Below are 26,401 nucleotides of genomic sequence, written 5' to 3'. Positions count from 1 at the left end.
CTCGATTGCGGAGGTGTTGCATGGCCGGGACCACCACGGCCGGATCCTGGAAGTCGAAGGCCCCCGCGACTCCGGGCCGTCGCGCCGGGTCCCCGCCGGGCGGCACGCCCCGGCAGCGTGTCTCGCCGGACGGCGCCCTGCCCGGCGGCCCCGGCGCCGCCCCGGCCCCCGCCGGCCCCGCGAACCGCTGGACCGTGCTGCTGGTGCTGTGCGTGAGCCTGCTGTTCGTCGCGCTGGACTCCACCGTCCTGCACGTGGCGATACCCGCGCTCACCGAGGCGCTGCGGCCGGGACCGGTGCAGCTGCTGTGGATCGTGGACGCCTATCCGCTGGCCGCCGCCTCGCTGCTCATACTCTTCGGCACCCTCGGCGACCGCGTCGGCCGACGCCGGGTGCTGCTGCTGGGATACGCGCTGTTCGCCGTCGCCTCGGCGGTGGCGTCGATGGCCTCCGACGCGTCGGTGCTGATCGGCGCCCGCGCGCTGCTCGGGGCCGGCGGCGCGATGATCATGCCCGCGACGCTCTCCATCGTCCGGCAGGTCTTCCCCGACCGTAGGGAACGCGCGCTGGCCATCGGCCTGTGGAGCGCGGTGGCCGCGGTGGGCGCCGCCGTCGGCCCGGTACTGGGCGGCTTCATGGTCCAGCACTACTGGTGGGGATCGGTCTTCCTGATCAACATCCCGCTGATGGCCGCCATCTGGCCGCTGGCCCGCTGGCTGGTGCCGGAGTCCACCGGCGACCGCGACGGGCCGTGGGACCTGCTGGGCGCGGCCATGGCGGGCCTGGGCATCCTGGGCGCCATCGTCGGCATCAAGCGGCTGGGCGCCGGCGCGAGCCCGCTGGACCCGCCCACGCTGGTGTCCCTGGTGGTGGGCGTCGCGCTCCTGGTGCTGTTCGTGCGCCGCCAGCGCCGGCTGAAACACCCGCTGATCGACATGAGCATGTTCTCGCGGCCGGCGTTCAGCACGTCGGTGGGCTGCATCGTCGTCGCCATGCTCGCGCTGGTCGGCCTGGAACTGATCGCGGTGCAGTACCTCCAGCTGGTGCTGGGGCTGCACCCCATGCAGACCGGCCTGCGCATGCTCCCGCTGACCTTCGCCGCGATGGCCGCCGGCCTGCTGGGCTCGAAGGTGCTGCACCGGGTCGGCCCCCGGCTGATGGTCGTGACCGGCTTCACCCTGACCGCGTCCGCCGTGCTGGCGCTGACCGTCATGGGCGAGCACGACCGGCCCCTGCTGCTGACGGCCGCCTTCGTCCTGCTGGGCTTCGGCCTGGAGACCACGCTGTTCGGCGCGTACGAGTCGATGCTCAGCGAATGCCCGGCCGGGCAGGCCGGCGGCGCCGCGGCGATCGGCGAGACCGCGTACCAGCTCGGCGCCGGGCTCGGCATCGCGCTGCTCGGCAGTGTGATGAACGCGTTCTACGCGCCCGGGGTGCGCCACCTGCCCGGGGTGCCGCGCGCCGACAGCCGGGGCGCCGGCCACTCGCTCGGCGAGGCCTACGACCTGTCCCACCAGCTCGGCGGCCGCCCCGGCGCCGTCCTGCGGGACGCCGCCCGCCAGTCCTTCGTGCACGGCCTGCACGTCACGCTGGTCGTCAGCGCCGTCCTGCTGCTGCTGGGAGCCGCCGCCGCGCTGCGCCTGCCGCGCGCCTTCGACGGCAGCGCCGATCCGCACGCGAACGCCTGCGGAGGCACCTCCGAGCCCGGCACGGAGGCCGCAGAGCCGGCCGGGCCCACCGGGTCCGCCGAACCCACCGACGAGGCCGCGACGGGGTCCGGGGCGGAGGCCGCACGGGTTGGGGCGCAGGCCGAGGGGCGCGTCGGTGCGAAGAGCCGCGTCTGACGGAGAGCCGTGTTCGGCGGGGTGGGCCGCGTTCGGCGCGGTGGCCGGGGCTGAACGGAGAGCCGCCGTCCGGCGGGGTGAGGAGCGCGGTCCGGGGGCGCCGACCGCGGCCGTTGATCGGGACCGGTGGCCGGGGGCGTTGACCGGGAGCCGTTGATCGTTGGGCCGGAGGCCGGGCGGCGGTTGCCGGGGGATCGCGGGGACGGGAGCCGTAGCCGGAGCTGTTGATCGTGGGGCCGGGGCCGGAGGCCGGGCGGCAGATGCCGGGACTCACGGGGCTGGTGCCGGTGCCGGGGCCGTTGACCGTTGGCCGCTGCCGCGGGCCGGGCGGCGGTTGCCGGGGGATCGCGGGGCCGTTGACCGGGTTGGCCGGAGCCGGAGCCGGAGGCTGGCGGCGGAACCGGATCGTGCGTGTCGTGGGCGGATGCGGTGTCCGTGAGGTGGGAGAACCGTGCCGGGGGCGTGGCCCGGCCGCCGGGGCCGTTCGGGCCCGGGCGGTCGGCGCGTGATCGCGGAGAGCGGATCACGGCGTATCACCCGGGTGACGTTTGGCCCGCTCCAGGCGTGCGCGACGGCCCCGGTCCCGGCGGTCGCGCCGGGGCCCGGGGCGGTCAGCTCTGGTTGAAGAAGCCGTCCGAGCGGCGGCCGGCCTGGTCGCCGCTGACCACCCGGTAGGCGGCCGGTGTGAGCAGGAACACCCGGGTCGCCACCCGTTCGATCGATCCGTGCAGGCCGAAGGTGAGCCCGGCGGCGAAGTCCACCACCCGCTTCGCGTCGGCCGGGTCCATGGTCGTCAGGTTGACGATCACGGGGATGCCGTCGCGGAACAGCTCGCCGATCACCCGCGCGTCCCGGAAGCTTTCCGGGGTGAGCGTGGCGATCCGGCGGCCCCGGTCCTGGGCCGCCTCACCGGCCACCCGCACCCGCGGATCGGTCACCCACGCGTCGGCGGGCTCGGACTCCTCGTTGTAGTCCGTGTACTCCTCGTCGTAATAACGCCCGTCGTCACTGTCGTCGACGAGTCCCAGCCAAGCGCTGGCCTTTCGCACCGAACCCATGGACGCCTCCTCTCACCGCGCGGTCCGTACCGTCCGCCCTCCTATGGTTGACCATGATGCTGACAATGCGCCAAGGGGAAATCCCTCCCACGATCGATTCGTGACTGTTCTGGTGCAGAGCGGGACATGGCCTGGCATCAGGTGGCGCCCGCCCCGGGCGTCGTGACGGGGTGCCAGGAAAAATATGCCCGGGATTTCACGGAAGAGTGATCGAAGTCGGCTGTTCGGTCCAGTGAGTTGACGAGCCCTCCGACGGGCGCCGCTCGCTAGCATGACCTGCGACGTCGTGGCCGTAGCGACACGCAGGGAGGATATGCGTTGTTCGGGATCATACGACCGTGTCGGCATCGGATGTCCGAACATCTCGCCGTCTCCTGGACCGCGCACCTGTGCGGCCTGTGCCTGGCGTTGCGCGACGACCACGGCCAACTCGCCCGGGTGGCCACCAACTACGACGGACTCGTCATATCCGTGCTCGTGGAGGCGCAGGCACCGGCTCGGGCCGGCGGGCGCCGGACGGCCGGGCCGTGCCCGCTGCGGGCGATGCGCACCGCGCCGGTGGCCACCGGGGAGGGTGCCCGGCTGGCGGCCGCCGTCTCGCTGCTGCTGGCGTCGGCGAAGGTGCGCGACCACGTCGCCGACCGCGACGGGCTGCTGGGCCGCCGCCCGGTGGCCGCCGCGGCCCGCCGGGTCGCCGACCGCTGGGACCGCGCGGGCGCCGGCACCGGCGCCGGCGTCGGGTTCGACACCGCGGTCCTGCTCGACGCGGTGGACCGGCAGGCCGGCGTCGAGGCGCTCGCCGGAGTGGGCACCCCGCTGCTGACCGTCACCGAGCCCACCGGGACGGCCACTGCCGCCGCCTTCGCCCACACCGCGGTGCTGGCCGGCCGGCCCGGCAACGTGCCGCCGCTGACCGAGGCCGGCCGGCTGTTCGGCCGTCTCGCCCACCTGCTGGACGCCGTCGAGGACCTTGCCGCCGACCGGGCCGGTGGCGCCTGGAACCCGATCGCCGCCACCGGCACCGACCTCGCCGAGGTCCGCCGGCTCTGCGACGACGCGGTGCGCGGCATCCGGCTCGCCCTGCGCGACGTCGCCTTCGAGGACGGCCGCCTCGCCCACACCCTCCTCGCCCACGAACCCGCCCGCTCCGTCGACCGCGTCTTCGGTACGGGGCCCTGCGGGGTCCTCGGGGTGCGGGGGGTTCCCGGCGAGCCGGGGAGCCACGGCGTCCGCGGGGTGCCCGGCGGCGTTCCCCACGACCGGGCGGCCGGTGAGGCGGGGGCGTTCGGCGGTGTGGTCGGATCGGGGCGGGCGTCGTACGGTTCGGGGCGGACGTCGTACGGGGCGGGGCACGGCGGGGCGCACGGTCCCGGTGAGCCGTTCGCAGGCGGTGGCGGTGCGTTCGGGCCGGAGGGCGGGTTCGGCGGTCCGTTCGGCTCCGGGGGCGGGATCGGCGGATCAGGCGGCCCCGGGGACGGGTTCCGTTCCGGGGGCGGATTCGGCGGCACCGGCGGTCCGTTCGGCTCCGGGGGCGGGGTCGGCGGCCCGCGTGGTCCGTTCGGCCCCGGAGACCGGTTCGGTGGGCCCGGCCGGGTGCCGCCCCAACCGCCGCCGCGGCGCGGGACGTTGCGGGGGTGCTCGATCTGGCTGGGGATGTGCTGCACGTGCCAGGTGTGCTGCCGCGGTGCCTATCGCGATCCGTGGAGCGGCGAGCCCCGGTCCGGCTGGTGCCGCGACTGCGACTGCGACTGCGGCGACGTGGACTGCTGTGACTGCTGCGAGGGCGGCCTGGAGTGCGCCCAGTGCTGCGAGTGCGGAACGGGTTGCTGAACGGGCGGGCGGCGCCGCCTGCCGGTCGGTGGCCCGGTGGTCCGTTCCGCCGTGTCGGCCACCTGACTGACAGACCGTCGGAATCATCCGAAAGCTGATGATTCGTCATAAGGTGACGGCCTGGTGTCGACCGTGCCGAGTGCCGTTGTCCGCCCGGCGGACGTCCGTGACGCGGCCCGCGGGCCCGACGGGCCGTCGCGGAGGGCGGCCCCTCCACCCCCGCAGGAGGAACGAGTGAGGACCCCGCACACCGCCCGCCGCACCGTCTTGACCCCGCGCGTCCGCACCGCCGCCGCGGCCGCCGTGGGGCTGGCCGTGGCCGGCGCCCTCGTGCTGCCCGCGGCCACCGCGGCGCCGGCCGCCGACCCGGTCGACGCCAACCCGGCCTCCGTCGCCCGGCTCACCCAGAACCTCGGCAGTACCGCCACCGCCGGTGCCTACTACGACCCGGCCGCCGCGGCCACCGTCGTCAACGTCACCTCCGACGCCGCCGCCGACGCGGTGCGGGCCGCCGGCGCGGTTCCCCGGCACGTCGCGTACTCCGGCGCGCGGCTCCGGGCGGCCGGGCGGGCGGTGCGCACCCTCGGCATCGCCGGCACCGCCTGGGCCCCGGACCCGCGCGCCGACCAGCTCGTCGTCACCGCCGACAGCCGCCTCACCCCGGCCGAGCTGACCCGGCTGCGGACCGCCGCCAAGGGCTACGGCAAGGCCGTCCGGGTCGAACGGGTCGCCGGCCGCTTCCAGACCCTGCTCAGCGGCGGCGATGCGATCTACGGGGGCGGGTACCGCTGCTCGCTCGGCTTCAACGTGCACGACGGCGCCACCTACTACTTCCTGACCGCCGGGCACTGCGGGCAGGCCGTCGCCACCTGGTACACCGATCAGGGCCAGACCACGAAGATCGGCCCGACCACCGGCTACACCTTCCCCGGCAGCGACTACGCCCTGGTCCGCTACGACAACACCGCGCTGGAGCATCCCAGTACGGTCGGCGACCAGACGATCGGCACCGCCGGCGACGCCTACGTGGGCGAGTCCGTCACCCGCCGCGGCAGCACCAGCGGCGTGCACAGCGGCACGGTCGGCGCGCTGGACGCCAGCATCGACTACGGCGACGGCGACGTGGTCGACGGCCTGATCAAGACCGACGTGTGCGCGGAACCCGGCGACAGCGGCGGTCCGCTCTACGACGGCGGCACCGCGCTCGGCCTCACCTCCGGCGGCAGCGGCGACTGCACCACCGGCGGCACCACGTTCTTCCAGCCGGTCACCGCCGCCCTCACCCACTACGGCGTCTCGCTCGGCTGAGCCACGCCTCGCCCGCTGCTGTGGCGTCCGGTCGCCCGGCGTACCGGCTCGTCCGCTGCGGCGTCCCGCTCGGCCCGACGTACGCCGTCACCCGCTGCTGCGTCCCCGCGCGGCCGGCGTTCCGCCCCATCCGGTTCATCCGCTGCCAGGTCCCGCGCGGCCGGCGTGCCGCGCCCCCGGTGCCCCTCACGGCCCGCGTCCGGCCTGAGGGGCGCCGATCCGGGGCCGCGGGCGTACCGTGAAGGGGGAAGACATCCCGCGAGCGCCTGACCGGCCGTGATGTCCTCGGACCGCGACGGCGCCCACGACTGGGGGTCGTGATGCTGGTCGTCGACATCGTCATACCTGTCCTGGCCGTCGCCGTGTTGCTGCTGCTGACCGGCGCCAGGGTCGTCAAACAGTACGAACGCGCGCTGGTCTTCCGGCTGGGCCGGTTGCGTTCCGGGGTCCGGTCGCCGGGGTTCAGCGTGCTGATCCCGGGGGTCGACCGGATGGTCAAGGTCAACATGCAGATCGTGACCGTCCCCATCCCCTCCCAGGAGGGCATCACCCGCGACAACGTCACCGTCCGGGTCGACGCCGTCGTCTACTTCAAGGTCGTCCATCCCATCGACGCCGTCATCAACGTCGAGGACTACCGCTACGCCGTGCTCCAGGTCGCCCAGACCTCGCTGCGGTCCATCATCGGCAAGAGCGACCTGGACGACCTGCTGTCCAACCGGGAGAAGCTCAACGAGGGCCTGGCGCTGATGATCGACAGCCCGGCGCTCGCCTGGGGCGTGGCGATCGACCGGGTGGAGATCAAGGACGTCTCGCTGCCGGAGACCATGAAGCGCTCGATGGCCCGCCAGGCCGAGGCCGCCCGGGACCGCCGCGCCCGGGTGATCAACGCCGACGCCGAACTCCAGGCGTCCAAGAAGCTCGCCCAGGCCGGCGCCGTCATGGCCGACCAGCCCGCCGCCCTGCAACTGCGGCTGCTGCAGACCGTCACCGCGGTCGCCGCCGAGAAGAACTCCACCCTGGTGCTGCCCTTCCCCGTGGAACTGCTGCGCTTCCTGGAACGCTCCGGGCAGAACGGCGGCGAACGCTCAGGACACGACGGCGGCGGAAACGGCGCGGCCGCACCCGTGCCGCCGGCGGCCGTGACCCACCACGACGACGGGGACGAGGAGGTGGAGGCCGGGCCCGACCTGCCCGCGGTCTCCGCCTACGACCCCGGCGAGCTGGGCCCCGGTCCGATGATCGACCCGCTGGCCGAGGGCCGGTCCGCCCCGGAACGTTCACCGGACGAATGGTCCGACGACTCCTCCGGCACCCCCTCCGAGGCCGACCGCACCGGCTTCGCCGCCCCCGGCCCGGAGACCGGCCCCGGCCCCGGCCCCGGCTCCGCGACCCCCGGCTCCGGGAGCGGCTGAGCCCGGCCGCGTACCCGGCGGTCGTCCCGCCCGCTCCGCCGCCACCACACGATCCGCGGCGCCCACAAGGTTCACAGGTATTACGGAAGGCTGACGAACCGGCCGCGAAGCCGGTATCCGCTGGTCGCCCCGACGTCGAAGTGGTCGAATCGGTACATGGCGAAGGATGGCAGGGGAGCACCGGTCGGCCGGCGGGTGATGCTGGGGGTGCTGGGCCTCGGCGTGCTCGGCGCCGCCACCGGCTCGTACGTGCAGAACAGTTACGACAACCTGCTGGCCCAGATCAGTTCCAGGGACCCGACCGGGGTGACCGGCCTGCTGCCCGGCGGCGGCGGGTTCCGCTTCTACTCCGTCTCGGAGTCCATCCCGCACCGCTCCGACCAGGACTACAAACTCACCGTCGACGGCCTGGTCGACCGCCCCGGCTCGTACTCACTGGCCGACCTGCACGCCATGCCCAGCACCCGCCTGGTGCGCGACGTGCAGTGCGTGACCGGCTGGCGGGTGCCGCACTACGCGTGGACCGGCGTGAAGCTGTCGGACCTGCTGGACAAGGCCGGCGTCCAGCCGGGCGCGAAGGCGCTGCGCTTCACCTGCTTCGACGGCGTCTACACCGAGAGCCTCACCCTCGACCAGGCCCGCCGCCCCGACATGCTCGCCGCCTACCGCATGGACGACAAGCCGGTCACCGCCGCGCACGGCGGCCCGGTGCGGCTCTACGCGGCGCCGATGTACTTCTACAAGTCCGCCAAGTGGCTCTCCGGCATCACCGTCACCGACCACGTGGAGCCCGGCTACTGGGAGCACTACGGTTACGACGTCGACGCCTGGGTCGGTAAATCGAACGGACGCGACGATGACCCGACTTCCTGACCGCGCGGGCGGCGGCACCGGCACGGGCGCAGGCAGCGGCGCCGGCACGGGCAGCGGTACAGGCCCCGGCGGCGCCGTTCGCGGCACCGTGGGCGCCGCCGCCTCCGCCTCCGCCTCCGCCTCCGCCGCGGCCTCCTCCTCGGAGGACGGCGTGCCGCCGGACCTGCTGCGCCGGTTCACCACCGCCGAGCGGTGGGTGCACCGCGCGAGCGCCGCGCTCATGGGCGTCGCCATCGTCACCGCCGCGTTCCTCTACCTGCCCGCGCTGGCCGAACTCGTCGGACGGCGGCGGCTGTTGGTCATCGTCCACGAGTGGTCCGGCGTCCTGCTGCCGCTGCCGCTGCTGGCCGGGCTGGCCTCCAAGGCGTTCCGCGCCGACCTCGACCGCCTCAACCGCTTCGCCACCTACGACTGGCGCTGGCTCAGCCGCGCCGTGCGCCGCGTCCCCGGACCGCGGGTGTCCGGCAAGTTCAACGCCGGCCAGAAGCTGTACGCGTCCTTCATGGCCGGCGCCGTGCTGGTCATGCTGGGGACCGGCATCGTCATGTGGTTCCCGTACCTGACCCCGCTGGTGTGGCGCACCGGTTCGACCTTCGTGCACGACTGGCTCGCCATCTTCATCGGCGTGCTGGTCATCGGCCACATCGGCATGGCGGTCCGCGACCCCGACGCCCGTCGCGCCCTGCGCACCGGCTTCGCCGACCGCCGCTGGGCCCGCCGCGAACACCCGCTGTGGGAGAAGGAGAACCCGCCACCCGGCGAGTGACGCCCCGTCGGCCACGGCGCGGGGCTTTCGCCGCGCGCCGTGCGGGTGTTCCACGACCCGGCCCCGCCGCCCGGGGGCTTATGGTGCGGGGGCGGAGTACGCCAAGGCGGGCATCGACTCAGGCACCTGCCGCTGCCGGCGGCGACCACCACGGCGGAACTGGTGGCGGCCGTCCGCGCGCTGTCGGCCGATCCGTCGGTACACGGCATCCTGTTGCAGCACCCCGTGCCGGCGCACAGCGATGAGCGGGCCGCGTTCGAGGCGATCGATCCGGCCAAGGACGTCGACGGCGTGACCATGCGGTCGTTCACCGCGATGGCGTTCGGCCACCCCGGCTCCGCCTCCTGCACCCCGGGCGGGATCATGCGGCTGCTCGACGCCTACGGGGTCGACCCCGCCGGACGACGTGCGGCGGATGTCTTACGGCATGGGGTGTGCGGTGTACGGCATCTGACGGCGTGCGGGGTACGGCGTACGGCATACGACGTGGGGACGGCCCGCCTGACGGTGTGTGGCGTGGGGCGGTCGGCGTCCGACGTCGGCTCGGGTGCGTCGGGTTGCGGGGAACGCGTCAGCGGGGGCTGCGCAGGCGTTCCATGTCGCGGCGGTCGCGCTTGGTGGGACGGCCGGCGCCGCGGTCGCGGACCCCCAGGGCGAGGACGTCCTCACGCGGCGGCGCGGGCGGGCTGTTGTCGACGAAGCACTCCGCGGCGGCCGGCGCCCCGACCCGCTTGCGGATCAGCCGGGAGACGACCACCACGCGTTCCCGCCCGGCGTGGAAGAGCCGCACCTCGTCGCCGGTCTTCAGGGGCTGCGCGGGCTTCACCCGTTCCCCGTTGATCCGCACGTGGCCGGCCTTGCACTCGGCGGCCGCCAGCGACCTGGTTTTCGTCAGGCGCACCGACCAGATCCAGCTGTCCACCCGCACGGGCGCTTCGTCCGACCCCATGCCACCGACTCTAGTCGAGCCCCGGACCACCTCCCAGGCTTTTTCCCGGGGGGTACGCGGGGCTTCGCTCGAAGGGGGCGGGGTGGCGGGGTTCGGGGGTCGGGCTGGTGGTCGGGCGTGGTGGTGGAGGAGTGCGGGGCGGGGGAGTCTCTTACGGCGGGAGCAGGCTGACGAGCGCCGTCTACGGGAGTGCCGCCGACGGGAGTGCCGCCGACGGGAGTGCCGCCGACGGGAGTGCCGCCGACGGGAGCGGCGCTGGAGGGAACGGCCGTCCCCGGCGCCGGGGACGTCCTCCGGCGAACGCCGCCGCGTCCCCGCATCCGATCGGTCCGGCGGTGACCGCTTCCCGCGGGAGCCGCCAACTCCCTCCGGAGAGGCCGGTTCCGGCGACACCGTTGACGCCGCGCCCGTGTTGACGCCGCGTCCGCCGGCCGTTGTCCGACGCCGCGTCCGTTGCCGACGAGCGTCCTCCGGTGGTCCCGCGCCGGAGGGGGACCGGTGAACGCCGTCAGCCCCGCCTCCGGCTTCCGGCGCGAACCGTCGGCCCCGCTCCGGGGGTGAGCCCCCGCTCCGGAGGAGCACCCCTGCCCCCGGAGCCCTCCGCCCCGGAGGAAGCACCTCCGCCCGGGGGAAGCCCCTCCGCCCGGAGGAGTCCCTCGCCCCCGCGGAGCTCCCCGCCCCCGGAGATGCACCCCCGCCCCCGGAGAAGCCCCCGCGGAGCGCCCCCGCCCCCACCCCCGGAGAAAGCGCGCCCCGCCCCGGAGGGTCAACCCCCTGAGACTTCACTTCACTCATTCGAGTCGAACGGATATTCGATAGGTGGTCTATGGTGGAAAGCAGCAGGTCCGGAGGGCGGGCCGGGGGAGTGCGAAGGGGACGACGGTGAGGATCGGGAGGTGCGTTCCATGGGCTTTACGCATCTCCATACCGTCTCGGGATTCTCGATGCGGTACGGCGCCAGCCACCCGCAGGCGCTGGCGGAGCGGGCCGCCGAGCGGGGGATGGACGCGCTCGCGCTGACCGATCGGGACGGCGTGGCGGGCGCCGTCCGGTTCGCCGAAGCGTGCGCGCGGGCCGGGGTGCGGCCGGTGTTCGGGGCCGGGATCGCGGTGCCGGCCGCGGAGCCGGCGGACGGCGGTGCGCGGCGCCGTACGCCGGTGCGCGGCGGCGCGTTCGTGGACGAGTCGGCGCCGCGTGCCGTCTTCCTGGCCCGGGACGGCGCGGCGGGGTGGGCGGAGCTGTGCGCGCTGCTCACCGCGGCCCACCGCGGCGGCACGCCGGTGCGGCCGGAGTGGGCGGACCTCACCGGTGCGGGCCTGACCGTCCTGCTCGGGCCGGACTCCGAGGTCGGCCGGGAGCTGGCCGCCGGGCGGCCGGACCGGGCGGAGCGGCGGCTGGCGCCGTGGCGCGAGCGGTACGGCGACGCGCTGCGGCTGGAAGTGGTCTGCCACGGCCGCACCGGCACCGGGCCGGGGTCGGTGCGGCAGGCGGCCCGCACCCTGGGGTTCGCCGTCGAGCGGGGCATCCGGGCGGTGCTGACCAACGCCGTCCGCTACGCCGACCCGGGCCAGCGGGAGGTCGCCGACGTGCTGGACGCGGCCCGGCTGCTGGTGCCTGTCGACACCCGGCGGCCGGAGCGGCTGGACAGCGGTGAGGCATGGCTGAAGGACGCCGGCACGATGGCCCGGATCGCCGAGCGGGTCGCCGAGGCGGCCGGGTTCCGCCGGGACACCGGGCACCGCCTGCTGCGGATGACCGAGGAGACCGCCGCGGCCTGCGCGGTCGACCCCGAGGAGGACATCGGCACCCACCGCGTCCACTTCCCCGAGCCGGAGCTGGTCGGCGCCGGGCGGCGCGGGACCGACCGGGTGCTGCGGTCCCGGTGCACCGCGGCCATGATCACCGGACGGTACGACCTGGGCGCCGACCGCCGGGACCGCTGGCACCGGCTGGAGGACGAGCTGCGCGTCATCGGGCGACTGGGCCTGGCCGGATACTTCCTCACCGTCGCACGGGTGGTCGACGACACCCGTGACCTGGGCATCCGGGTCGCGGCCCGCGGATCGGGCGCGTCCTCGTTCGTCAACCACCTGCTGGGCGTGGCGGCCGCCGACCCGATGGAGCACGGGCTGCTGATGGAGCGTTTCCTCTCGCCGGACCGGGTGGCGATGCCCGACATCGACATCGACGTGGAGTCCGCCCGCCGCATCGAGGTCTACCGGGCGATCCTGGACCGTTTCGGACCCGAGCGGGTCGCCACCGTCGCGATGCCCGAGACGTACCGGGTCCGGCACGCGATCCGCGACGTCGGCGCCGCGCTCGGCATGGACCCGCAGGACGTCGACCGGCTGGCGAAGGCGTTCCCGCACATCCGGGCCCGCGACGCCCGCGCCGCGCTCGCCGAACTGCCCGAGCTGCGCGCCGTCGACGCGCAGGGGTACGCCGACCGGTACGGCGGGCGGCTGTGGGACCTGGTGGAGGCGCTGGACGGGCTGCCGCGCGGGATCGCCATGCACCCGTGCGGCGTGCTGCTGTCCGACGCGCGGCTGCTGAGCCGCACGCCGGTGATGCCGACCAGCGGGGAGGGGTTGCCGATGGCGCAGTTCGACAAGGACGACGTCGAGGTGCTCGGCCTGCTGAAGCTGGACGTGCTCGGGGTGCGGATGCAGTCGGCGATGGCGCACGCGGTCCAGGAGATCGCCCGGGCCGGCGGTGAACGGCTGGACCTGGACCGGTTGCCGGCCGACGACCCGGAGACGTACCGGCTCATCCGGTCCGCCGAGACGCTGGGCTGCTTCCAGATCGAGTCGCCGGGCCAGCGCGACCTGGTCGGCCGGATGCAGCCGTCGACCTTCCACGACATCGTGGTCGACATATCGCTTTTCCGGCCGGGACCGGTCGCCGCCGACATGGTCCGGCCGTTCATCGAGGCGCGGCACGGCCGGGCGCGGCCCGAGTACCCGCACCCCGCGCTGGCCGAGGTGCTGGGCGACACCTACGGCGTGGTGGTCTTCCACGAGCAGGTCATCCGGATGCTCCACGTGCTGACCGGCTGTTCGCTCGCGGAGGCGGACGAGAAGCGCCGGGCGCTGTCCGACCCGGAGCGGCAGGGGCGGGTGCGGGCGTGGTTCGCGGCGGCGGCCCGGGAGCGCGGCAGCACCACCGAACAGGTCCGCCGCACCTGGCAGATCCTGGAGGCGTTCGGCTCCTACGGCTTCTGCAAGGCGCACGCGGTCGCCTTCGCGGTGCCGACCTACCAGTCGGCCTGGCTCAAGGCGCACCGCCCGGCCGCGTTCTACGCCGGGCTGCTCACGCACGATCCGGGGATGTATCCCAAGCGGCTGCTGCTCGCCGACGCCCGGCGGCGCGGCGTGCCGGTGCTGCCGCTGGACGTCAACGCGTCCGGTGCGGATTATCAGATCGAACTGGTGTGCGATGAACCCCGGCCGGGCGATGAATCCCGGCCGGGCGTCGAACCCGGGTCGGATGTCGAACCCGGGTCGGGTATCGAACCCCGGTCGGGCGTCTGGGGCCTGCGGCTCGCGCTGTCCGACGTGCACGGCATCAGCGAGGAGGAGACCGCCCGGCTGGTCGCCGGCCGCCCGTACACCTCGCCCCGGGACCTGTGGCAACGGGCCCGGCCCAGCCGCCCGGTGCTGGAACGGCTGGTGCGGGTGGGCGCGCTGGACTCCTTCCTGGCCGGTTCCACCGCCAACCGCCGCGACCTGCTGCTCCAGGTCGCCGAACTCCAGCGGGGCCGCGACGCGGCCGCGCGGGCCGGGCAGCTCGCGCTGCCGGACGCCGAACCGGGCGCGCCGGTCGCGGCGGCCGGCCTGCCGGACCTGGACGACCGGGACCGCACGCAGGCCGAACTCGGCATCCTCGGCATGGACGCCTCCCGGCACGTGATGGACGAACGCCACGCGTTCCTGCGGGAGCTGGGCGCGACGCCGGCCAGACGGCTGCGCGAGGCACGGCACGGCGAGACGGTACTGGTGGCCGGCGCCAAGGCGGCCACCCAGACCCCGCCGATCCGCTCCGGGCGCCGGGTCATCTTCCTCACCCTGGACGACGGCACCGGCCTGGTCGACCTCGCGTTCTTCGACGACAGCCACGAAGCCTGCGCGCACACCGTCTTCCACTCCTGGCTGCTGCTGGTGCGCGGCGTGGTCCAGCGGCGCGGCCCGCGCAGCCTCACCGTCGTCGGCCAGGCCGCCTGGAACCTCGCCGACCTCGCCGAACTGCGCCGCACCGGCGGCCTGGAGGCGGTCGCCACCACCCTGGCCGCGCCCCCGCCCGCCGCGCCCCGCGCCCCCGGGACGGACGCCGACGGCGCCGCCCGGCCGGCCCCGGACCCCGCCCGGCCTCCCGGCCGGTCCATCCACCTGCCGACCGGCTACGAACTCCACCCCTGGGCCGACCTCCAGCCCCCCGGCGAACAGGCCGCCACCGGAAGAAAGCTGTGGCACTCCAGCCAGGGGAGCGCGGGATGAGACCGGGGGAGGGCGGACCGGAGCCGGCGGAGGGTGTCGTGCGGCGCCGGGAAGCCGGGGCTGAGGCACGGAGAGGCGGCCGGAGACCGGGGGAGGGTGCCGTGCGGCCGGGGGGAGCCGGGGCTGAGGCGGAGGTGGTCGGGGCTGGGCCGCGGGGAATCGGGCCGGAGCCGGCGGAAGGTGCCGTGCGGCGGGAAGCCGGGGGTGAGCCGTGGGGAGTCGGACCGGAGGCGGAGGGAGCCGGGACGCAGTCGCGGGAAGCCAAGGTGAAGCTGGGGGAAGCCGGGGCTGAGGCGGCGGAAGCCGGACCGGAGCCGGGGGAGGGTGGTGCCGTCGGGCGGCAGGTGCTGTACGTGTGCACGGCCGCCGGCGGGCCCGCCGCGTTCGACGTGCTGCTGTCCGTCCTGCGTGACATCACGCCGGTCGTCGAGGCGCTGCCGCCGGACGCCGCGCTCGCCGACGTCACCGGCAGCACGCGGTACTTCGGCCGGGACGCGGCCGGACTCGGCGCGCTGATCCGGGTGCGGGCGCTGGCCCGTTACGACGTGGACTGCACGGTCGGGGTGGCCGCCAACCCGCTGCTGGCCCGGATGGCGGCGCACGACGGTCCGCCGGGCGCGGTCCGGGCGGTGGGCGGCGGCCCCGGTGAGGCGGCGGCGTTCCTGGACGGCAAACCGGTCGGCGCGCTGCACGGCGTCGGGCCGAAGACCGCCAGGACGCTGTGCGACTACGGCCTCGACACCGTCGACCGGCTCGCGGCGGCGCCGCTGCCCACCGTGCAGCGGCTGCTGGGGGCGCGGCTGGGCCGGCTGCTGCGCGACCGCGCCCACGGCGCCGACCCGACCCCGGTGTCGCCGAACGCCCCGGCCCGTTCGGTGGGCGCCGACCACCGCTTCGACCGGCCCGAACTCGACCCCGGCCGGCGGCACCGCGCGCTGCTGGCGCTCGCCGCCGAACTCGGCCTGCGGCTGCGCGCCGACGACCAGGTCGCCCGCGGCCTGACCCTCACCGTCCGGTACGCCGACCGGTCGGCCACCACCCGTACCCGCGCGCTCCCCGAACCGACCGCGCACACCCCGGCGCTGGCCACCGCCGCCTACGCGCTGCACGACGCCCTGCGGCTGCAACGGGCCAGGGTCACCGCGGTCGCGCTGCGCGCCGAGGACCTCACCGGGGCCGCCGGGACCGGACGGCAACTCACCTTCGACCCGCGGGCGGAGAACATCCGCCGGGCCGAGTCGGTGACGGACCGCATCGCCGCCCGCTGGCCCGGCCTGCTGGTCGGCCCGGCCTCCCTGGCCGGCCTCCCGCGCCGCTCCGCCTGACGCCCGCCCGGCGCCCGTCCGAACCCCCGCCCGCCGTGCGGCCCGCCGCCGTGGCCGGGCCGGAGTCGTCAACCCGGCGGCCGTACAAGGAGGTTGGGCGGGCGGGGCGGAATGCCGAAAGTTTTACCGGCACGTAACTTCCCCCGCTTTGCTACTCGAACGTAACGTTACCCAGGCGTAAGTCCATGTGATGCGCGTCACATGCATTCCCGGTTCTCCGGGCCGGTGCTCCACCCCCCACTCTGACCTGCGAGGAGATCAGATGAAGCTCTCCCCGGGGCGGCGCCGCCGCACCCGCCTGCTGGCCGTCCTGCCCGCGCTCGCCCTCGCGCTGGCCGGCCTCACCGCGACCGCCGCGCCCGCCAGCGCCGCCGACAACTCCGGCTGGAACGACTACAACTGCAAGCCGTCCGCCGACCACCCGCGCCCGGTGGTGCTCGTGCACGGCACGTTCGAGAACGGCACCGACAACTGGGAGGTGCTGGCCCCCTACCTGGAGGACCGCGGCTACTGCGTCTTCTCGTTCGACTACGGGATGATCGACTCGCTCGGCGCGTTCGGCGGACTCGGCCCGATCGACGCCTCCGCCCAGCAGTTGTCCGACGAGGTGGACAAGGTCCTGGCGGCGACCGGCGCCCCCAAGGTCGACCTCGTCGGCCACTCGCAGGGCGGCATGATGCCGCGCTACTACCTGAAGTTCCTCGGCGGCGCCGCCAAGGTCAACGCGCTCATCGGCCTGGCCCCCGACAACCACGGCACCACGCTGGACGGTCTGCAGAAGATCGCCGAGAAGGTCCCCGGCGCCGAGGCCCTGATCGGCGACGTCACCCCCGGCCTGACCGACCAGCTGTCCGACTCCCCGTTCCTCCAGAAGCTCAACGCGGGCGGCGACACCGTTCCCGGCGTGCAGTACACCGTCATCGCCACCGACACCGACGAGGTCGTCACCCCGTACCAGTCGGAGTTCCTCACCGGCCCCGACGTGCACAACGTGCTGCTCCAGGACCTGTGCCCGGTCGACGTCTTCGAGCACGTGCTGATCGGCACCACCGACCTGATCGCCTTCCACGAGGTGGCCAACGCCCTCGACCCGGCCACCGCGACCACGACCACCTGCGCGGACGCCGGCGACCTGCCGTAACGGACCCGGGCGGCCCGCCGGGACGACCCCCTTCGCGGGACCCGCCCGCCCGGCCGCCCGCCGCGCCCCCGCCCGCCGCGACACCGACGTCCGCGGCGGGCGGAGCGCTGTGCGAGGGTGGGAGGCCGACCCCACCTGCGGAGAGGCGAGTCCGGGATGACCGTCAGCGATCTGTGGCAGGCCCTTGTCGACCCCGGCACCTGGCACGGCTGGGACGAGCCCCTGACCTCGCTGCCCGCCGACCCCGACTACCGCGCCGCCGTGGAACGCGCCCGGCTGCGCACCGGCCTCGACGAGTCCGTCGTCACCGGCGAGGGCCGCATCGCCGGCCGCCGGGTGGCGCTGGTGGCCTGCGAGTTCGGCTTCCTGGCCGGCTCCATCGGTGTCGACGCCGGCGAACGCCTCACCCTCGCCGTCGAACGCGCCACCCGCGAACGCCTGCCCCTGCTCGCCTCACCGGCCTCCGGCGGCACCCGCATGCAGGAGGGCACGATCGCCTTCGTCCAGATGGTCAAGGTCGCCGCCGCCGTCGCCGCGCACAAGGCGGCCGCCCTGCCCTACCTGGTGTACCTCCGGCACCCCACCACCGGCGGCGTCCTGGCCTCCTGGGGCTCCCTCGGCCACGTCACCGCCGCCGAGCCCGGCGCCCTCATCGGCTTCCTCGGCCCCCGCGTCCACCAGGCGCTCTACGACGAGGAGTTCCCCTCCGGCGTCCAGACCGCGGAGAACCTGCTGGCCCACGGCCTGCTCGACGCCGTCCTGCCCACCCGCGACCTGGCCGCCGTGGCCCGCCGCGCGCTGAACGTGCTGTGCGGGGAGAACGAGGCGCCGGCCGAGGGCGTGTCCGCCGACGGCGCGTTCGGGGGTGGAACGGCTCGCGGGGGTGCGTCGGTTGACGCGGGCGGTGCGTTTGTTGACGCCGCGGATGCGTCTGCTGGCGGCGAGGACGCGCCGGCCGGCGGCGCGTTCGGGGGCGGAACGGCTCGCGGGGGTGCGTCGGTTGACGCCGCCGGTACGTCGGTTGACGCCGCCGGTGCGTCCGCTGCCGCCGAGGGAGTGGCCGTTGACGCCGACGGCGCCTGCGACGGTGCGTCCGACGGTGCCGTTCCGGACGCCGGGGAGTCGATCCGGCGGTCGCGGCGGCCGGAACGGCCCGGCGTGCGGGCGCTGTTGCGGATCGCGGCCACCGAGGTGACGCCGTTGAGCGGGACGGGCGCGGGGGAGAGCGATCCGGGGCTGCTGCTGGCGCTGGCCCGGATCAGCGGCACGCCCTGCGTCGTCCTGGGGCACGACCGCCCCGAACCCGGCACCGCGCCGCCGGGCGCACCGGTGCCCGCGCTGGGGCCCGCCGGACTGCGCGAGGCCAGACGCGGCATGCGGATCGCCGCGGAACTCGGCCTGCCGCTGCTGACCGTGGTGGACACCGCCGGCGCGGCGCTGTCGGTCGACGCCGAACAGGGCGGGCTGGCCGGCGAGATCGCCCGCAGCCTCGCCGACCTGGTGACGCTGTCCGCGCCGACGCTGTGCCTGCTGCTCGGCCAGGGTGCGGGCGGCGGCGCACTCGCCCTGCTCCCGGCCGACCGGGTGCTCGCCGCCCGGCACGCCTGGCTCTCGCCGCTGCCGCCCGAAGGCGCCTCGGCGATCCTGTACCGGACGACGGACCGCGCCTTCGAGGTCGCGGCCCGCCAGGGCGTCCGCTCCGCCGACCTGCTGGCCCACGGCATCGTGGACCGCGTCGTCGAGGAGGAGTACGGCGGCGCCCGGCACGACAGCGAGGACGCCGCCGACGATCCGGTGCCGTTCCTGCGGCGGCTCGGCGTCGTGCTCGGGGCGGAACTCGCGGCGCTGCGCGCGGTCCCTCCCGGTGACCGCCTCGCCGCCCGACGGGCCCGCCACCGACGGCTGTGAGCGTGCCGCACGCCGGCCGGGAACGGACGACCTTCCGCGGTTCAGGAACAGGTCGGGAGCACGTCGGGAGCAGCTCAGGGGCCGAGTGGGGCCGGTTGGAGGCCGGACAGGCGCAGGTCAGAGGCCGGTCAGGGGCTGGTCAGGGGCAGGTCGGGGCGGCCCGGAGGTGGGGGCGGGGGCGGCCCAGCGGCGGCCCGGAGGCGGCTCAGGGGTGATTGTCAGTGCCGGGTGCGAGGATCTTTTACATGACTACGGACAGTGGTGAACTGAGCACGACGGCCGCGTTCTGGGACGCCGCCGCCGCGACCTTCGACGACGAGCCGGACCACGGCATGCGTGATCCGGCGACCCGGGCGAGCTGGGCCGCACGCCTGCGGTCCTGGCTGCCCGACGAGCCGTCCGACGTCCTCGACCTCGGCTGCGGCACCGGCAGCATGGCGCTGCTCGCCGCCGAACAGGGGCACCGGGTCACCGCCGTCGACCTCTCGCCCCGGATGGCCCGGCTGGCCGGTGCCAAGCTCGCCGCCACCGACGCCCGGGTCCTGGTCGGCGACGCCGCCCGGCCGCCGGTCGCCGACGGCCGGTTCGACGCCGTCCTGGTCCGGCACGTGCTGTGGGCGATGCCCGACCCGGCCGACGCGCTGCGCCGCTGGGCCCGGCTGCTGCGCCGCGGCGGCCGGCTGATCCTCGTCGAGGGCCGCTGGGGCGAGAGCGACCCGATAGGTCTCACCGCCGCCGATGTCGCCGCGCTCGCCGCCCCGATCGCGTCACGCACCGAGATCGAACAGCTCGCGCACGAAAGCCTGTTGTGGGGCCGCCCGGTCGCCGACGAGCGGTACGCCGCCGTCATCCACCCCCCGCCACCGCGCCGGCACGCCGAGATCGTCGACGTCCACCTGATCCTGCGCCGCCCGGACGATACCGTCCTGCTCGCCCGCCGCTGCGGCACCGGGTACGCCGACGGCCTGCTCAACGCGCCCAGCGGCCACGTCGAGGCCGGCGAGGACGTGCGCACCGCCATGATCCGGGAGGCCGCGGAGGAGGTCGGCGTCGTCATCGACCCCTCCGCGATACGTGTCGCCCTGGTCATGCAGCACCGCGCACCGCACGGCGACAGCCGCACCGGGTGGTTCTTCGAGGCGCGGGCGTGGCAGGGCGAGCCGGTCAACCGCGAACCCGGCAAGTGCTCCGGCATCGGCTGGTACGCCCTCGACGCGCTGCCCGACGACATGGTCGCCTACTGCCGCGCCGGCTTCGACGCCTACCGGGCCGGCGACCGCTTCGTCCTGCACCTGCACGAGGCGGGTGACACGATCGTCCACAGCCCCGAAGGCCCCTCGCGGGCGGTGGCCCTGCCGCACAATGATTCCGTCACCCCCGTCCAGCCCGCCGGAGACCGCCCGTGACCTTGCAGATCAGCGTCGACGCGACCTCGGCCACCGCACCGTACGAGCAACTGCGCGAGCAGATCGCCGCCGGCGCCCGCGACGGAGCCCTCCCGGTCGGCCACCGGCTGCCCACCGTCCGGGGCCTCGCCGAGGACCTCGGCCTCGCCGCCAACACCGTCGCCAAGGCGTACCGCGCCCTGGAGGCCGACGGCGTGATCGAGACCCGCGGCCGCCACGGCACGTTCATCGCCGCCGCGGGGGACGCCGCGCACCGCCGCACCGCCCTGGCCGCCGCCGACTTCGCCCGTACCGCCCACCGCCTCGGCCTCGACCACGCCGCCGCCCGATCCGCCGTCGAGGACGCCCTGCGCGCGGTCTACGGCTGACGTCGGTAGTAGCTGGCGTGGGTGTCGACCGGCGTCGGCGGGGGCTGGGGTCGGCGGAGGCTGGGATCGGGTGACGTCGACCGGACCTGGCGCCGTGCGGGCGGCGACGGCTTCCGGGGCCGGGCTGAGGGCTGCCGTGGGGGCCTGGGCCGGCGGGCGCGGGAGGCTGCTGATGTCCGTCGGAGCGTCGGAGGGTGAGGGGCCGACGCGGTCGTTCCTCACCGTCGGAGCGTCGGCGGGGTGCCGTCACGCCAGGGGCCGCGCCGGTGTGTCCCCGGGGGCGTCGCGTGGCAGCCACACCGGTGCGTCCGCACCCCAACGGCCGGGCGGCGTGGCCCAGTTGACCGGGCCGCCGGCGAACCGCACCGCCGGCACGGCATACGTCATCCGCCCCGCCGCGGCGTCCACCTCCGTCAGCCACGGCGCCGGGTCGAAGACGGAACCGCCGGCCACGTCCCCGCCAGCCGCCGCGCCGACCACGTCCCCGTCGACGGTCGCGCCGTCCGCCACCTCACCGGCACCGGTCTCGGCCCCGGCCCCTGTCCCGGCCCCCGTCCCGCCCTCCCGGCGTTCCACCAGATCCTCCGTCAGCCAGCGGGCCGTCGCGGCGAGGCTGAGGGAGGCGGTGCGGGTGCCGCCCGCGGTGGACCGGGCGGTGAGGGCGCGCAGGACGGCGGCGGCGAGGAGGTAGCCGGTGGCGTGGTCGAGGCCCTGGCAGGGCAGGGCGCCGGGGCGGCCGGGGGAGCGGGATTCGGTGACGGCGATCCCGGTGGCCGCCTGCACGAGGCTGTCGAAACCGCGCCGGTCCGCCCACCGGCCGTGCCGTCCCCAGGCGGAGAGCCGGCCGATGACGAGGCCGGGGTGCCGCCGGGCGAGGTGGTCCGCGGTCAGGCCGAAGCGGTCCAGGGCGCCGGGGCGGTAGCCGGTGACCAGGACGTCGGCGGTGGCCAGCAGGTCGTCGAAGACGGCACGGTCGGGCGGGGAGTCCAGGTCGAGCCGGGTGGAGCGTTTGCCGAAGCCGCTGTCGAGGTGGGCCGCCTCGTCGGGCAGCGCCGGGTGGTCGACGCGCAGCACGTCGGCGCCGAGCAGGGCGAGGGTGCGGGTGGCGATCGGCCCGGCGATGGTGCGGGTCAGGTCGAGCACCCGGACGCCGTGCGCGGGGAGCAGGACCCCGGCCGGGAGCGGGCCGAAGACCCGCGGCGCGGCGGGCGGACCCGGCAGGCGGCCGGTCTCCAGCAGGGGACCGCGGTCGGTGGCCTCCGAGGCGGCGGCGTCGCGCACGGCGACGGCCAGGGCGCCGGCGGCGTAGGCGCGTTCCTGGACAGCGGCGGCGGGCAGGCCGCGCAGGGCGGTGGCGAGGCCGTCCGGGTCGGTGCCTGCGGGCAGGCCGAGCGCGGTGAGCAACCGGTCGCGGTGGTGCGGGTAGTTGGCGTGCGTACGCACCCAGCCGTCGGCGGCCGGCCAGAAGCCGGAGTGCGGCGCGAATCCGATGGGGGCGGCGCCGTCGACGCGCAGCAGGCGTTCGCTGGTGAACGCGGCGGCCACCGCGCCGTCGTCCACCTCGACCGCCGGCAGCGGGCCGCCGGTACGCAGCGCGGCGAGTTCGGCGGCGGCCAGCGCGCAGACGGCGATCGCGGCACGCGCCATCGTCGCCACCGGCAACCGCGAGGGGAGGATGTCCGCCGGCCGGAGCGTGAACGTCACCGACGCCGTGGCCGACGCGTCCCCGCCGAGCAGGCCCCAGAGTTCCTCGGTCGCCGATTCCCACCGTTGTGTCATGCGTCCGATCCTCCCCCGGAAGACCGCCTCCCGTCGCGCAGGCCACCCGCCGGACCGCCCCGCCGCGTCCCCGGACCGGCTTCGAACGGGCCGCCGCGGCCCGGCTGGGGGCGGACGATCGGCCGGTGCTCCGCCGCGCGCCGCGCCCCCTCCACTCCGCGCGCCCCCTCCACCCTGCACGCCCCATCTCCGCCCCAACTCCCCTCCGCTGCCGGACCCACCCCTCCCGCCAGCCCTCCCTCCCGCCAGCCCTCCCTCCCGCCAGCCCTCCCTCCCGCCAGCACGCCTCCCGCCAGCACGCCTCCCACGTCAGCCACCCTCCACGTCGGCCCTCTGCCTGCGGGCGTGCCTCCCGCTCCCCGCGCTCCGCCTATGGCGTGCCCCCGCCCCCGGCATCCCCTCCATACGCGGCTCCATACGCGGCGCCCGCGCGCTGATTCCGCTGTCGCCGTGTGACGGGGGCGTGCGGGGGAAGGATGAGAGGGAGCGCGGAGTTCGTCCGTCGGACCGTGGTTCGGCGGAGGTGTACGGGAGCGTGTCGGGGCCGTCGGCTCCGCCGGTGACGGGGACCGTTGCGCCCGGGTGGTGCCGGGGCGTGCGGGGCGGCGTGGCGCGGGGTCCGCGCGCCGGTCGGAATCCATGTCAACACCTTGGATTCCGCGTCAACACCCTTGACGAATAGGTCATTTCGAGGCATGGGATGCGCGGCTGACGGTGCGGGGCGCTAATGTGGCTCTGCCCGGACCGGGTGCCCTCGTACGGGTGGGGAGTTAACGCCAATGGAGCAGATAGCGCGCAGCAGGCCGCGAGTGCCTGCCATCAATTGTGGCAGCGGCGCGACCAGTGCGCGGCTCGACCGCCACCTCGCGGTGCTCGGCGGCCCGGCCGTCCCGCGCCGGGAGACGGCCGACGCCACGATGCTGATGCGTGAGCTGACCTCCCGCCAGACCGACCACCTGCGGGAGAACCGCGGCGCCCGGGTCTCCCTGTTCGCCCCGCTGCGACGGCTGCGCCGCTCGCTGTTCGGCAACCAGCACTGATCCACCGTCCGCGCGGCCCGGCCCCCTGCCGGTAGCCGCGCGCTCGGCATGCCCGCCGACCGGATCGACGCGGACCCGCCCCCGTGCTCCGTCGGACGACGCCTTAGGACGTTCGACATACCGTCGGGCATGACGGTGGTGATGCCGCCGGTCGGGTCGCCCTGGCCCGGTGCCGTCGATCCCGTTCCGCAGCCCGCTCCCGTGCTCCGCCGCCGCGCGGTGCGTCGTACGCCCGGGGTGCCGGTAAATGCGGTGCGCCGCCGCCCCGGTCCCGTTACCGTCGCGTCCCATGACCGAGTCCGGGACGACGCGTCGGCGATGACCACGTGTGGGACGGCCAAGTCCGAGCCGGCCGCCGACTCCGGGACGGCCGCGTCGGCGGAGACCCCCTTGGCAACGACCGCGTCCGAGACCGTGCCCGCGACCGAGCAGGGGTGGCTGGACCGTAACCGGGCCAACTGGGACGACCGGGTGGCGGTGCACGCGGCCAGTGACTTCTACGATCTGGCCGGGTTCCGGGCTGGTGCTTCGACGCTGCGGCCGTTCGAGCCGGCCGAGCTGGGCGACGTCGCCGGCCGGAGCCTGCTGCACCTCCAGTGCCACATGGGGCAGGACACCCTGTCGTGGGCGCGCCGGGGCGCGAAGGTGACGGGTCTCGACTTCTCGGTGCCGGCCGTCGAGGTCGGTACGCGGCTGGCGGCCGACATCGGTCTGGCGGACCGGGCGCGGTTCGTCGTCGCGGACGTCCACGACGCCGTGCGGGCGCTGGCCGGGGAGCGGTTCGACGTCGTCTACACCGGCCTCGGCGCCCTGGGGTGGCTGCCGGACCTGACCCGCTGGGCCCGGGTGGCCTCCTCGTTGCTGGCCGAGCGCGGGGTGCTCTACCTCGTCGAGTTCCACCCGTTCACCGACATGCTCGACGAGGAGGGCCGGACCGTCGAGCGGGACTACTTCACCACGTCGGGCCAGGCCTGGGACGAGCCGTACACCTACACCGACGGGCCGCCGCTCACCAGGACCGTCAGCATCCAGTGGGACCACACCCTCGGCGAGGTGATCACCGCGCTGGGGACGGTGGGACTGCGCGTGGAGTTCCTGCACGAGCACGACGCGACCGCCTTCGAGCGCTTCTCCGTGCTCGAACGCGGTGAAGACGGCGAGTACCGCTTCCCGGCCGGCCACCCGCGCGTCCCGCTGATGTACTCCCTGCGCGCCTCCCGCCCCTGACCCGCCGCAGGCCCCGCAGCGTGCAGCAAGGACACCCCCGTCCCGCACACCAGGGACAACTGCCCGTCACACCAGGGACCCCCCGCCCGTCACACCAGGGACAACTGCCCGTCCGGGCCCTCCTCGTGGTGGTCCAGGACGGATGCCGGGCGGCGGGCCGCGGCCGGTACCGGCAGCAGGCCGGCCGTGCGCAGGTCCGCCGTGCCGATCCGCGGTCCGGCGGCCAGCCGGTCCGCCAGCGCGCGTCTGCGCGGTGCCAGGGCCGCCAGCAGGCCGAGCACCGTGATCAGTTCGAGCAGCTGCGACGTCCACTCCGGCGGCCACGCGGCCGGAACGCCGACCGCGTCCAGGGTGCCGGGCGCCGGAACGCCGGTGCGCGCGGCGAACCACGCGTCGAGCACCCGCACGCCGTCCGCCCGGAAGTCCCACGCCCCGCGCGGCACCGGCGCGATCCGGCCGTCGCCGACGCACAACGTCTCCTGGCCGGCGTCGTAGGCCAGTTCGCGCGGTCGGCCCGGCAGCGGCACGCGGACGTAGGGGCGCCGTCCGCCGGGCAGTCTGGGCCGGGTGCCGGACCGGGCGCCGCGGGTCTGCGCGTCGACGATCCGGCCGCCCAGTTCGACGCCGTCGTCCCACACCTCGCCCGAGGCGGGCAGCGGTACCGCGCTCCCGCGGGCGGCGGGGACGGCCGCCGCGGCGACCCACGCCAGCAGCCCGGCGGCGGTCACCGGCCGCCCGAGCCGTTCGGCCAGCAGGTCGAGCAGCCCCGGCGCGCAGTTGGGCTCCCGGCCGCCCGGCCGCCGGAACAGCGGCCGCACGCGTCCCGCCCGGCCGGCCGCCGACCGGCCGTCCGGCAGCACCGCGCTGACCACCACCTCGCCGCCCGCGTCGACCACGTGGAACTGGGCCGCGTCCGCCACCCGCCACAACTCCGGCCGGGCGGCGTCGATGAGCCGGTGGTCCGGGATCAGCAGGCCCGGGTCGTAGCCGCCGCGCAGCAGCGGTACCGGTTCCGGGCAGGGGCCGTCCTCGGTCGCGAACCGCGTCGTCGCCGTTCGCCGGCCGGGCAGCTGCGCCACCCGGCTGCCGGTGGTACGCGTCCTGGTCGGCCCGAACAGCCGCGCCCGCTCGGCCGGGTCGCCGCAGCCGGCCAGCGCCTCCCAGCGGGCCCGCAACGTCCGCGCGTCCGGTGCCGCGACCCAGGAACGGCCCAGCCGCAGCGGCCCGGTGGACCAGGGCATCAGGTCGTCCAGCGAAGGCGCGTCGTCCCGCACCGCCCGCACGCTCATCGAGCCCCCACCCGTCCTCCCGGCTTCGAACGCCCTCCACGGTACGACCTCCCCGCCGCCGGGCCACGCCGCCGTCCCAGCCGTCCCACCTCCCGCCGTCGCGCCGGTACGCCGTCCCCTGCGCCGCCGTCCCACGCCTGCCGTCCCGTGCCCTGCCGCCGCACCGGGGGACCCGCCGCACCGATGACCCGACCACCCGACCGCCCGATAATCCGACCGCCCCGCCCCACCCCACCCCGCCCGTCCGCCGCCCGGCGAACCCGACAACATCACCGGCAACGACCCCAACTTGTTCACCGCCGGAATCAACGACGAAGAGGCACACACCCGCGCCACCTCCTCGATCACCACCACCGTCGCCAGCGCATCCGCCCCCGCACCC

18 protein-coding genes and 1 pseudogene are annotated in these 26,401 nt (G+C 75.6%); 15 read left to right on the top strand and 4 right to left on the bottom strand.

The genetic code is table 11. The annotated features are described in order from the left end of the window. Positions 1–20: 20 nt before the first annotated feature. Positions 21–1,844 carry an MFS transporter gene (locus tag POF43_RS26910; RefSeq protein WP_271323134.1) on the top strand — a complete coding sequence of 608 codons (1,824 nt, stop codon included), beginning with the start codon at positions 21–23 and terminating at the stop codon, positions 1,842–1,844. Positions 1,845–2,455: 611 nt separating this feature from the next. On the opposite strand, the gene POF43_RS26905 is transcribed toward POF43_RS26910, so the two are convergent. After that, positions 2,456–2,902 carry a cell division protein SepF gene (locus POF43_RS26905; RefSeq protein ID WP_271314909.1) on the bottom strand — a complete coding sequence of 149 codons (447 nt, stop codon included), beginning with the start codon at positions 2,900–2,902 and terminating at the stop codon, positions 2,456–2,458. 318 nt (positions 2,903–3,220) lie between these two features. Between POF43_RS26905 and POF43_RS26900 the strand changes: the two genes are divergently transcribed. The 6 genes and pseudogenes from POF43_RS26900 to POF43_RS26875 form a co-directional block, all read left to right on the top strand. Next, complete coding sequence (locus POF43_RS26900; protein ID WP_282704796.1) at positions 3,221–4,732, top strand: DUF5685 family protein; 1,512 nt, start codon at positions 3,221–3,223, stop codon at positions 4,730–4,732. Positions 4,733–4,966: 234 nt separating this feature from the next. Continuing rightward, positions 4,967–6,040, top strand: coding sequence for a S1 family peptidase (locus POF43_RS26895; RefSeq protein WP_271317052.1), 1,074 nt, complete (start codon positions 4,967–4,969; stop codon positions 6,038–6,040). A gap of 320 nt (positions 6,041–6,360) precedes the next feature. Beyond that, positions 6,361–7,455: a slipin family protein gene (locus POF43_RS26890; protein ID WP_271324910.1), complete on the top strand. Its 1,095-nt coding sequence runs from the start codon at positions 6,361–6,363 to the stop codon at positions 7,453–7,455. Between the two features lie 156 nt (positions 7,456–7,611). Beyond that, positions 7,612–8,328, top strand: coding sequence for a molybdopterin-dependent oxidoreductase (locus tag POF43_RS26885; protein ID WP_271324911.1), 717 nt, complete (start codon positions 7,612–7,614; stop codon positions 8,326–8,328). Then, complete coding sequence (locus POF43_RS26880) at positions 8,312–9,094, top strand: cytochrome b/b6 domain-containing protein (RefSeq protein WP_372516133.1); 783 nt, start codon at positions 8,312–8,314, stop codon at positions 9,092–9,094. The genes POF43_RS26885 and POF43_RS26880 overlap by 17 nt, the downstream gene beginning before the upstream one ends. A gap of 99 nt (positions 9,095–9,193) precedes the next feature. Beyond that, positions 9,194–9,535: pseudogene (locus POF43_RS26875) on the top strand (tetrahydrofolate dehydrogenase/cyclohydrolase catalytic domain-containing protein); the annotation flags it as partial. A gap of 130 nt (positions 9,536–9,665) precedes the next feature. Here the strand turns inward: POF43_RS26875 and POF43_RS26870 are convergent. After that, entirely contained in the window at positions 9,666–10,043 is a 378-nt protein-coding gene (locus POF43_RS26870; protein WP_271317055.1) for an RNA-binding S4 domain-containing protein, read from the bottom strand. A 905-nt stretch (positions 10,044–10,948) separates the two neighbouring features. On the opposite strand from POF43_RS26870, the gene POF43_RS26865 reads away from it, so the two are divergent. The 6 genes from POF43_RS26865 to POF43_RS26840 all read left to right on the top strand — a co-directional run bounded on the left by POF43_RS26865 (position 10,949) and on the right by POF43_RS26840 (position 20,684). Continuing rightward, a complete protein-coding gene (locus POF43_RS26865) occupies positions 10,949–14,536 on the top strand; it encodes a DNA polymerase III subunit alpha (protein WP_282704795.1) in 3,588 nt (1,195 codons plus the stop codon). A gap of 266 nt (positions 14,537–14,802) precedes the next feature. Next, positions 14,803–15,861 (top strand): DNA polymerase Y family protein, encoded by a 1,059-nt coding sequence (locus POF43_RS26860; protein ID WP_372516132.1) that lies wholly within the window; start codon positions 14,803–14,805, stop codon positions 15,859–15,861. A gap of 262 nt (positions 15,862–16,123) precedes the next feature. Continuing rightward, positions 16,124–17,002: an esterase/lipase family protein gene (locus tag POF43_RS26855; RefSeq protein ID WP_271325725.1), complete on the top strand. Its 879-nt coding sequence runs from the start codon at positions 16,124–16,126 to the stop codon at positions 17,000–17,002. Positions 17,003–17,158: 156 nt separating this feature from the next. Further along, the gene (locus POF43_RS26850) at positions 17,159–18,910 is read left to right on the top strand and encodes a carboxyl transferase domain-containing protein (RefSeq protein WP_271325823.1); all 1,752 of its coding nucleotides are present in this window, start codon (positions 17,159–17,161) and stop codon (positions 18,908–18,910) included. 245 nt (positions 18,911–19,155) lie between these two features. Then, positions 19,156–20,316, top strand: coding sequence for a methyltransferase domain-containing protein (locus tag POF43_RS26845; RefSeq protein ID WP_271325884.1), 1,161 nt, complete (start codon positions 19,156–19,158; stop codon positions 20,314–20,316). After that, positions 20,313–20,684, top strand: a complete 372-nt coding sequence (locus POF43_RS26840; protein WP_271325885.1) for a GntR family transcriptional regulator — start codon at positions 20,313–20,315, stop codon at positions 20,682–20,684. The genes POF43_RS26845 and POF43_RS26840 overlap by 4 nt, the downstream gene beginning before the upstream one ends. Positions 20,685–20,930: 246 nt before the next feature. Here POF43_RS26840 and POF43_RS26835 read toward each other — a convergent pair whose 3' ends face one another. After that, entirely contained in the window at positions 20,931–22,463 is a 1,533-nt protein-coding gene (locus POF43_RS26835) for a CoA transferase (protein WP_282704794.1), read from the bottom strand. 779 nt (positions 22,464–23,242) lie between these two features. Here POF43_RS26835 and POF43_RS26830 point away from each other — a divergent pair. Then, a complete protein-coding gene (locus POF43_RS26830) occupies positions 23,243–23,503 on the top strand; it encodes a hypothetical protein (RefSeq protein ID WP_271318547.1) in 261 nt (86 codons plus the stop codon). Between the two features lie 390 nt (positions 23,504–23,893). Continuing rightward, a complete protein-coding gene (locus POF43_RS26825) occupies positions 23,894–24,730 on the top strand; it encodes a class I SAM-dependent methyltransferase (protein WP_271325486.1) in 837 nt (278 codons plus the stop codon). A gap of 89 nt (positions 24,731–24,819) precedes the next feature. Here the strand turns inward: POF43_RS26825 and POF43_RS26820 are convergent, their stop codons facing one another. Beyond that, a complete protein-coding gene (locus POF43_RS26820; RefSeq protein ID WP_271318716.1) occupies positions 24,820–26,019 on the bottom strand; it encodes a type ISP restriction/modification enzyme in 1,200 nt (399 codons plus the stop codon). Positions 26,020–26,401: the final 382 nt, after the last annotated feature.

The organism is Streptantibioticus silvisoli (genome assembly GCF_027947535.2).
Lineage (GTDB): Bacteria > Actinomycetota > Actinomycetes > Streptomycetales > Streptomycetaceae > Streptantibioticus_C > Streptantibioticus_C silvisoli.
This window is presented reverse-complemented; position numbering and strand designations above follow the sequence as displayed.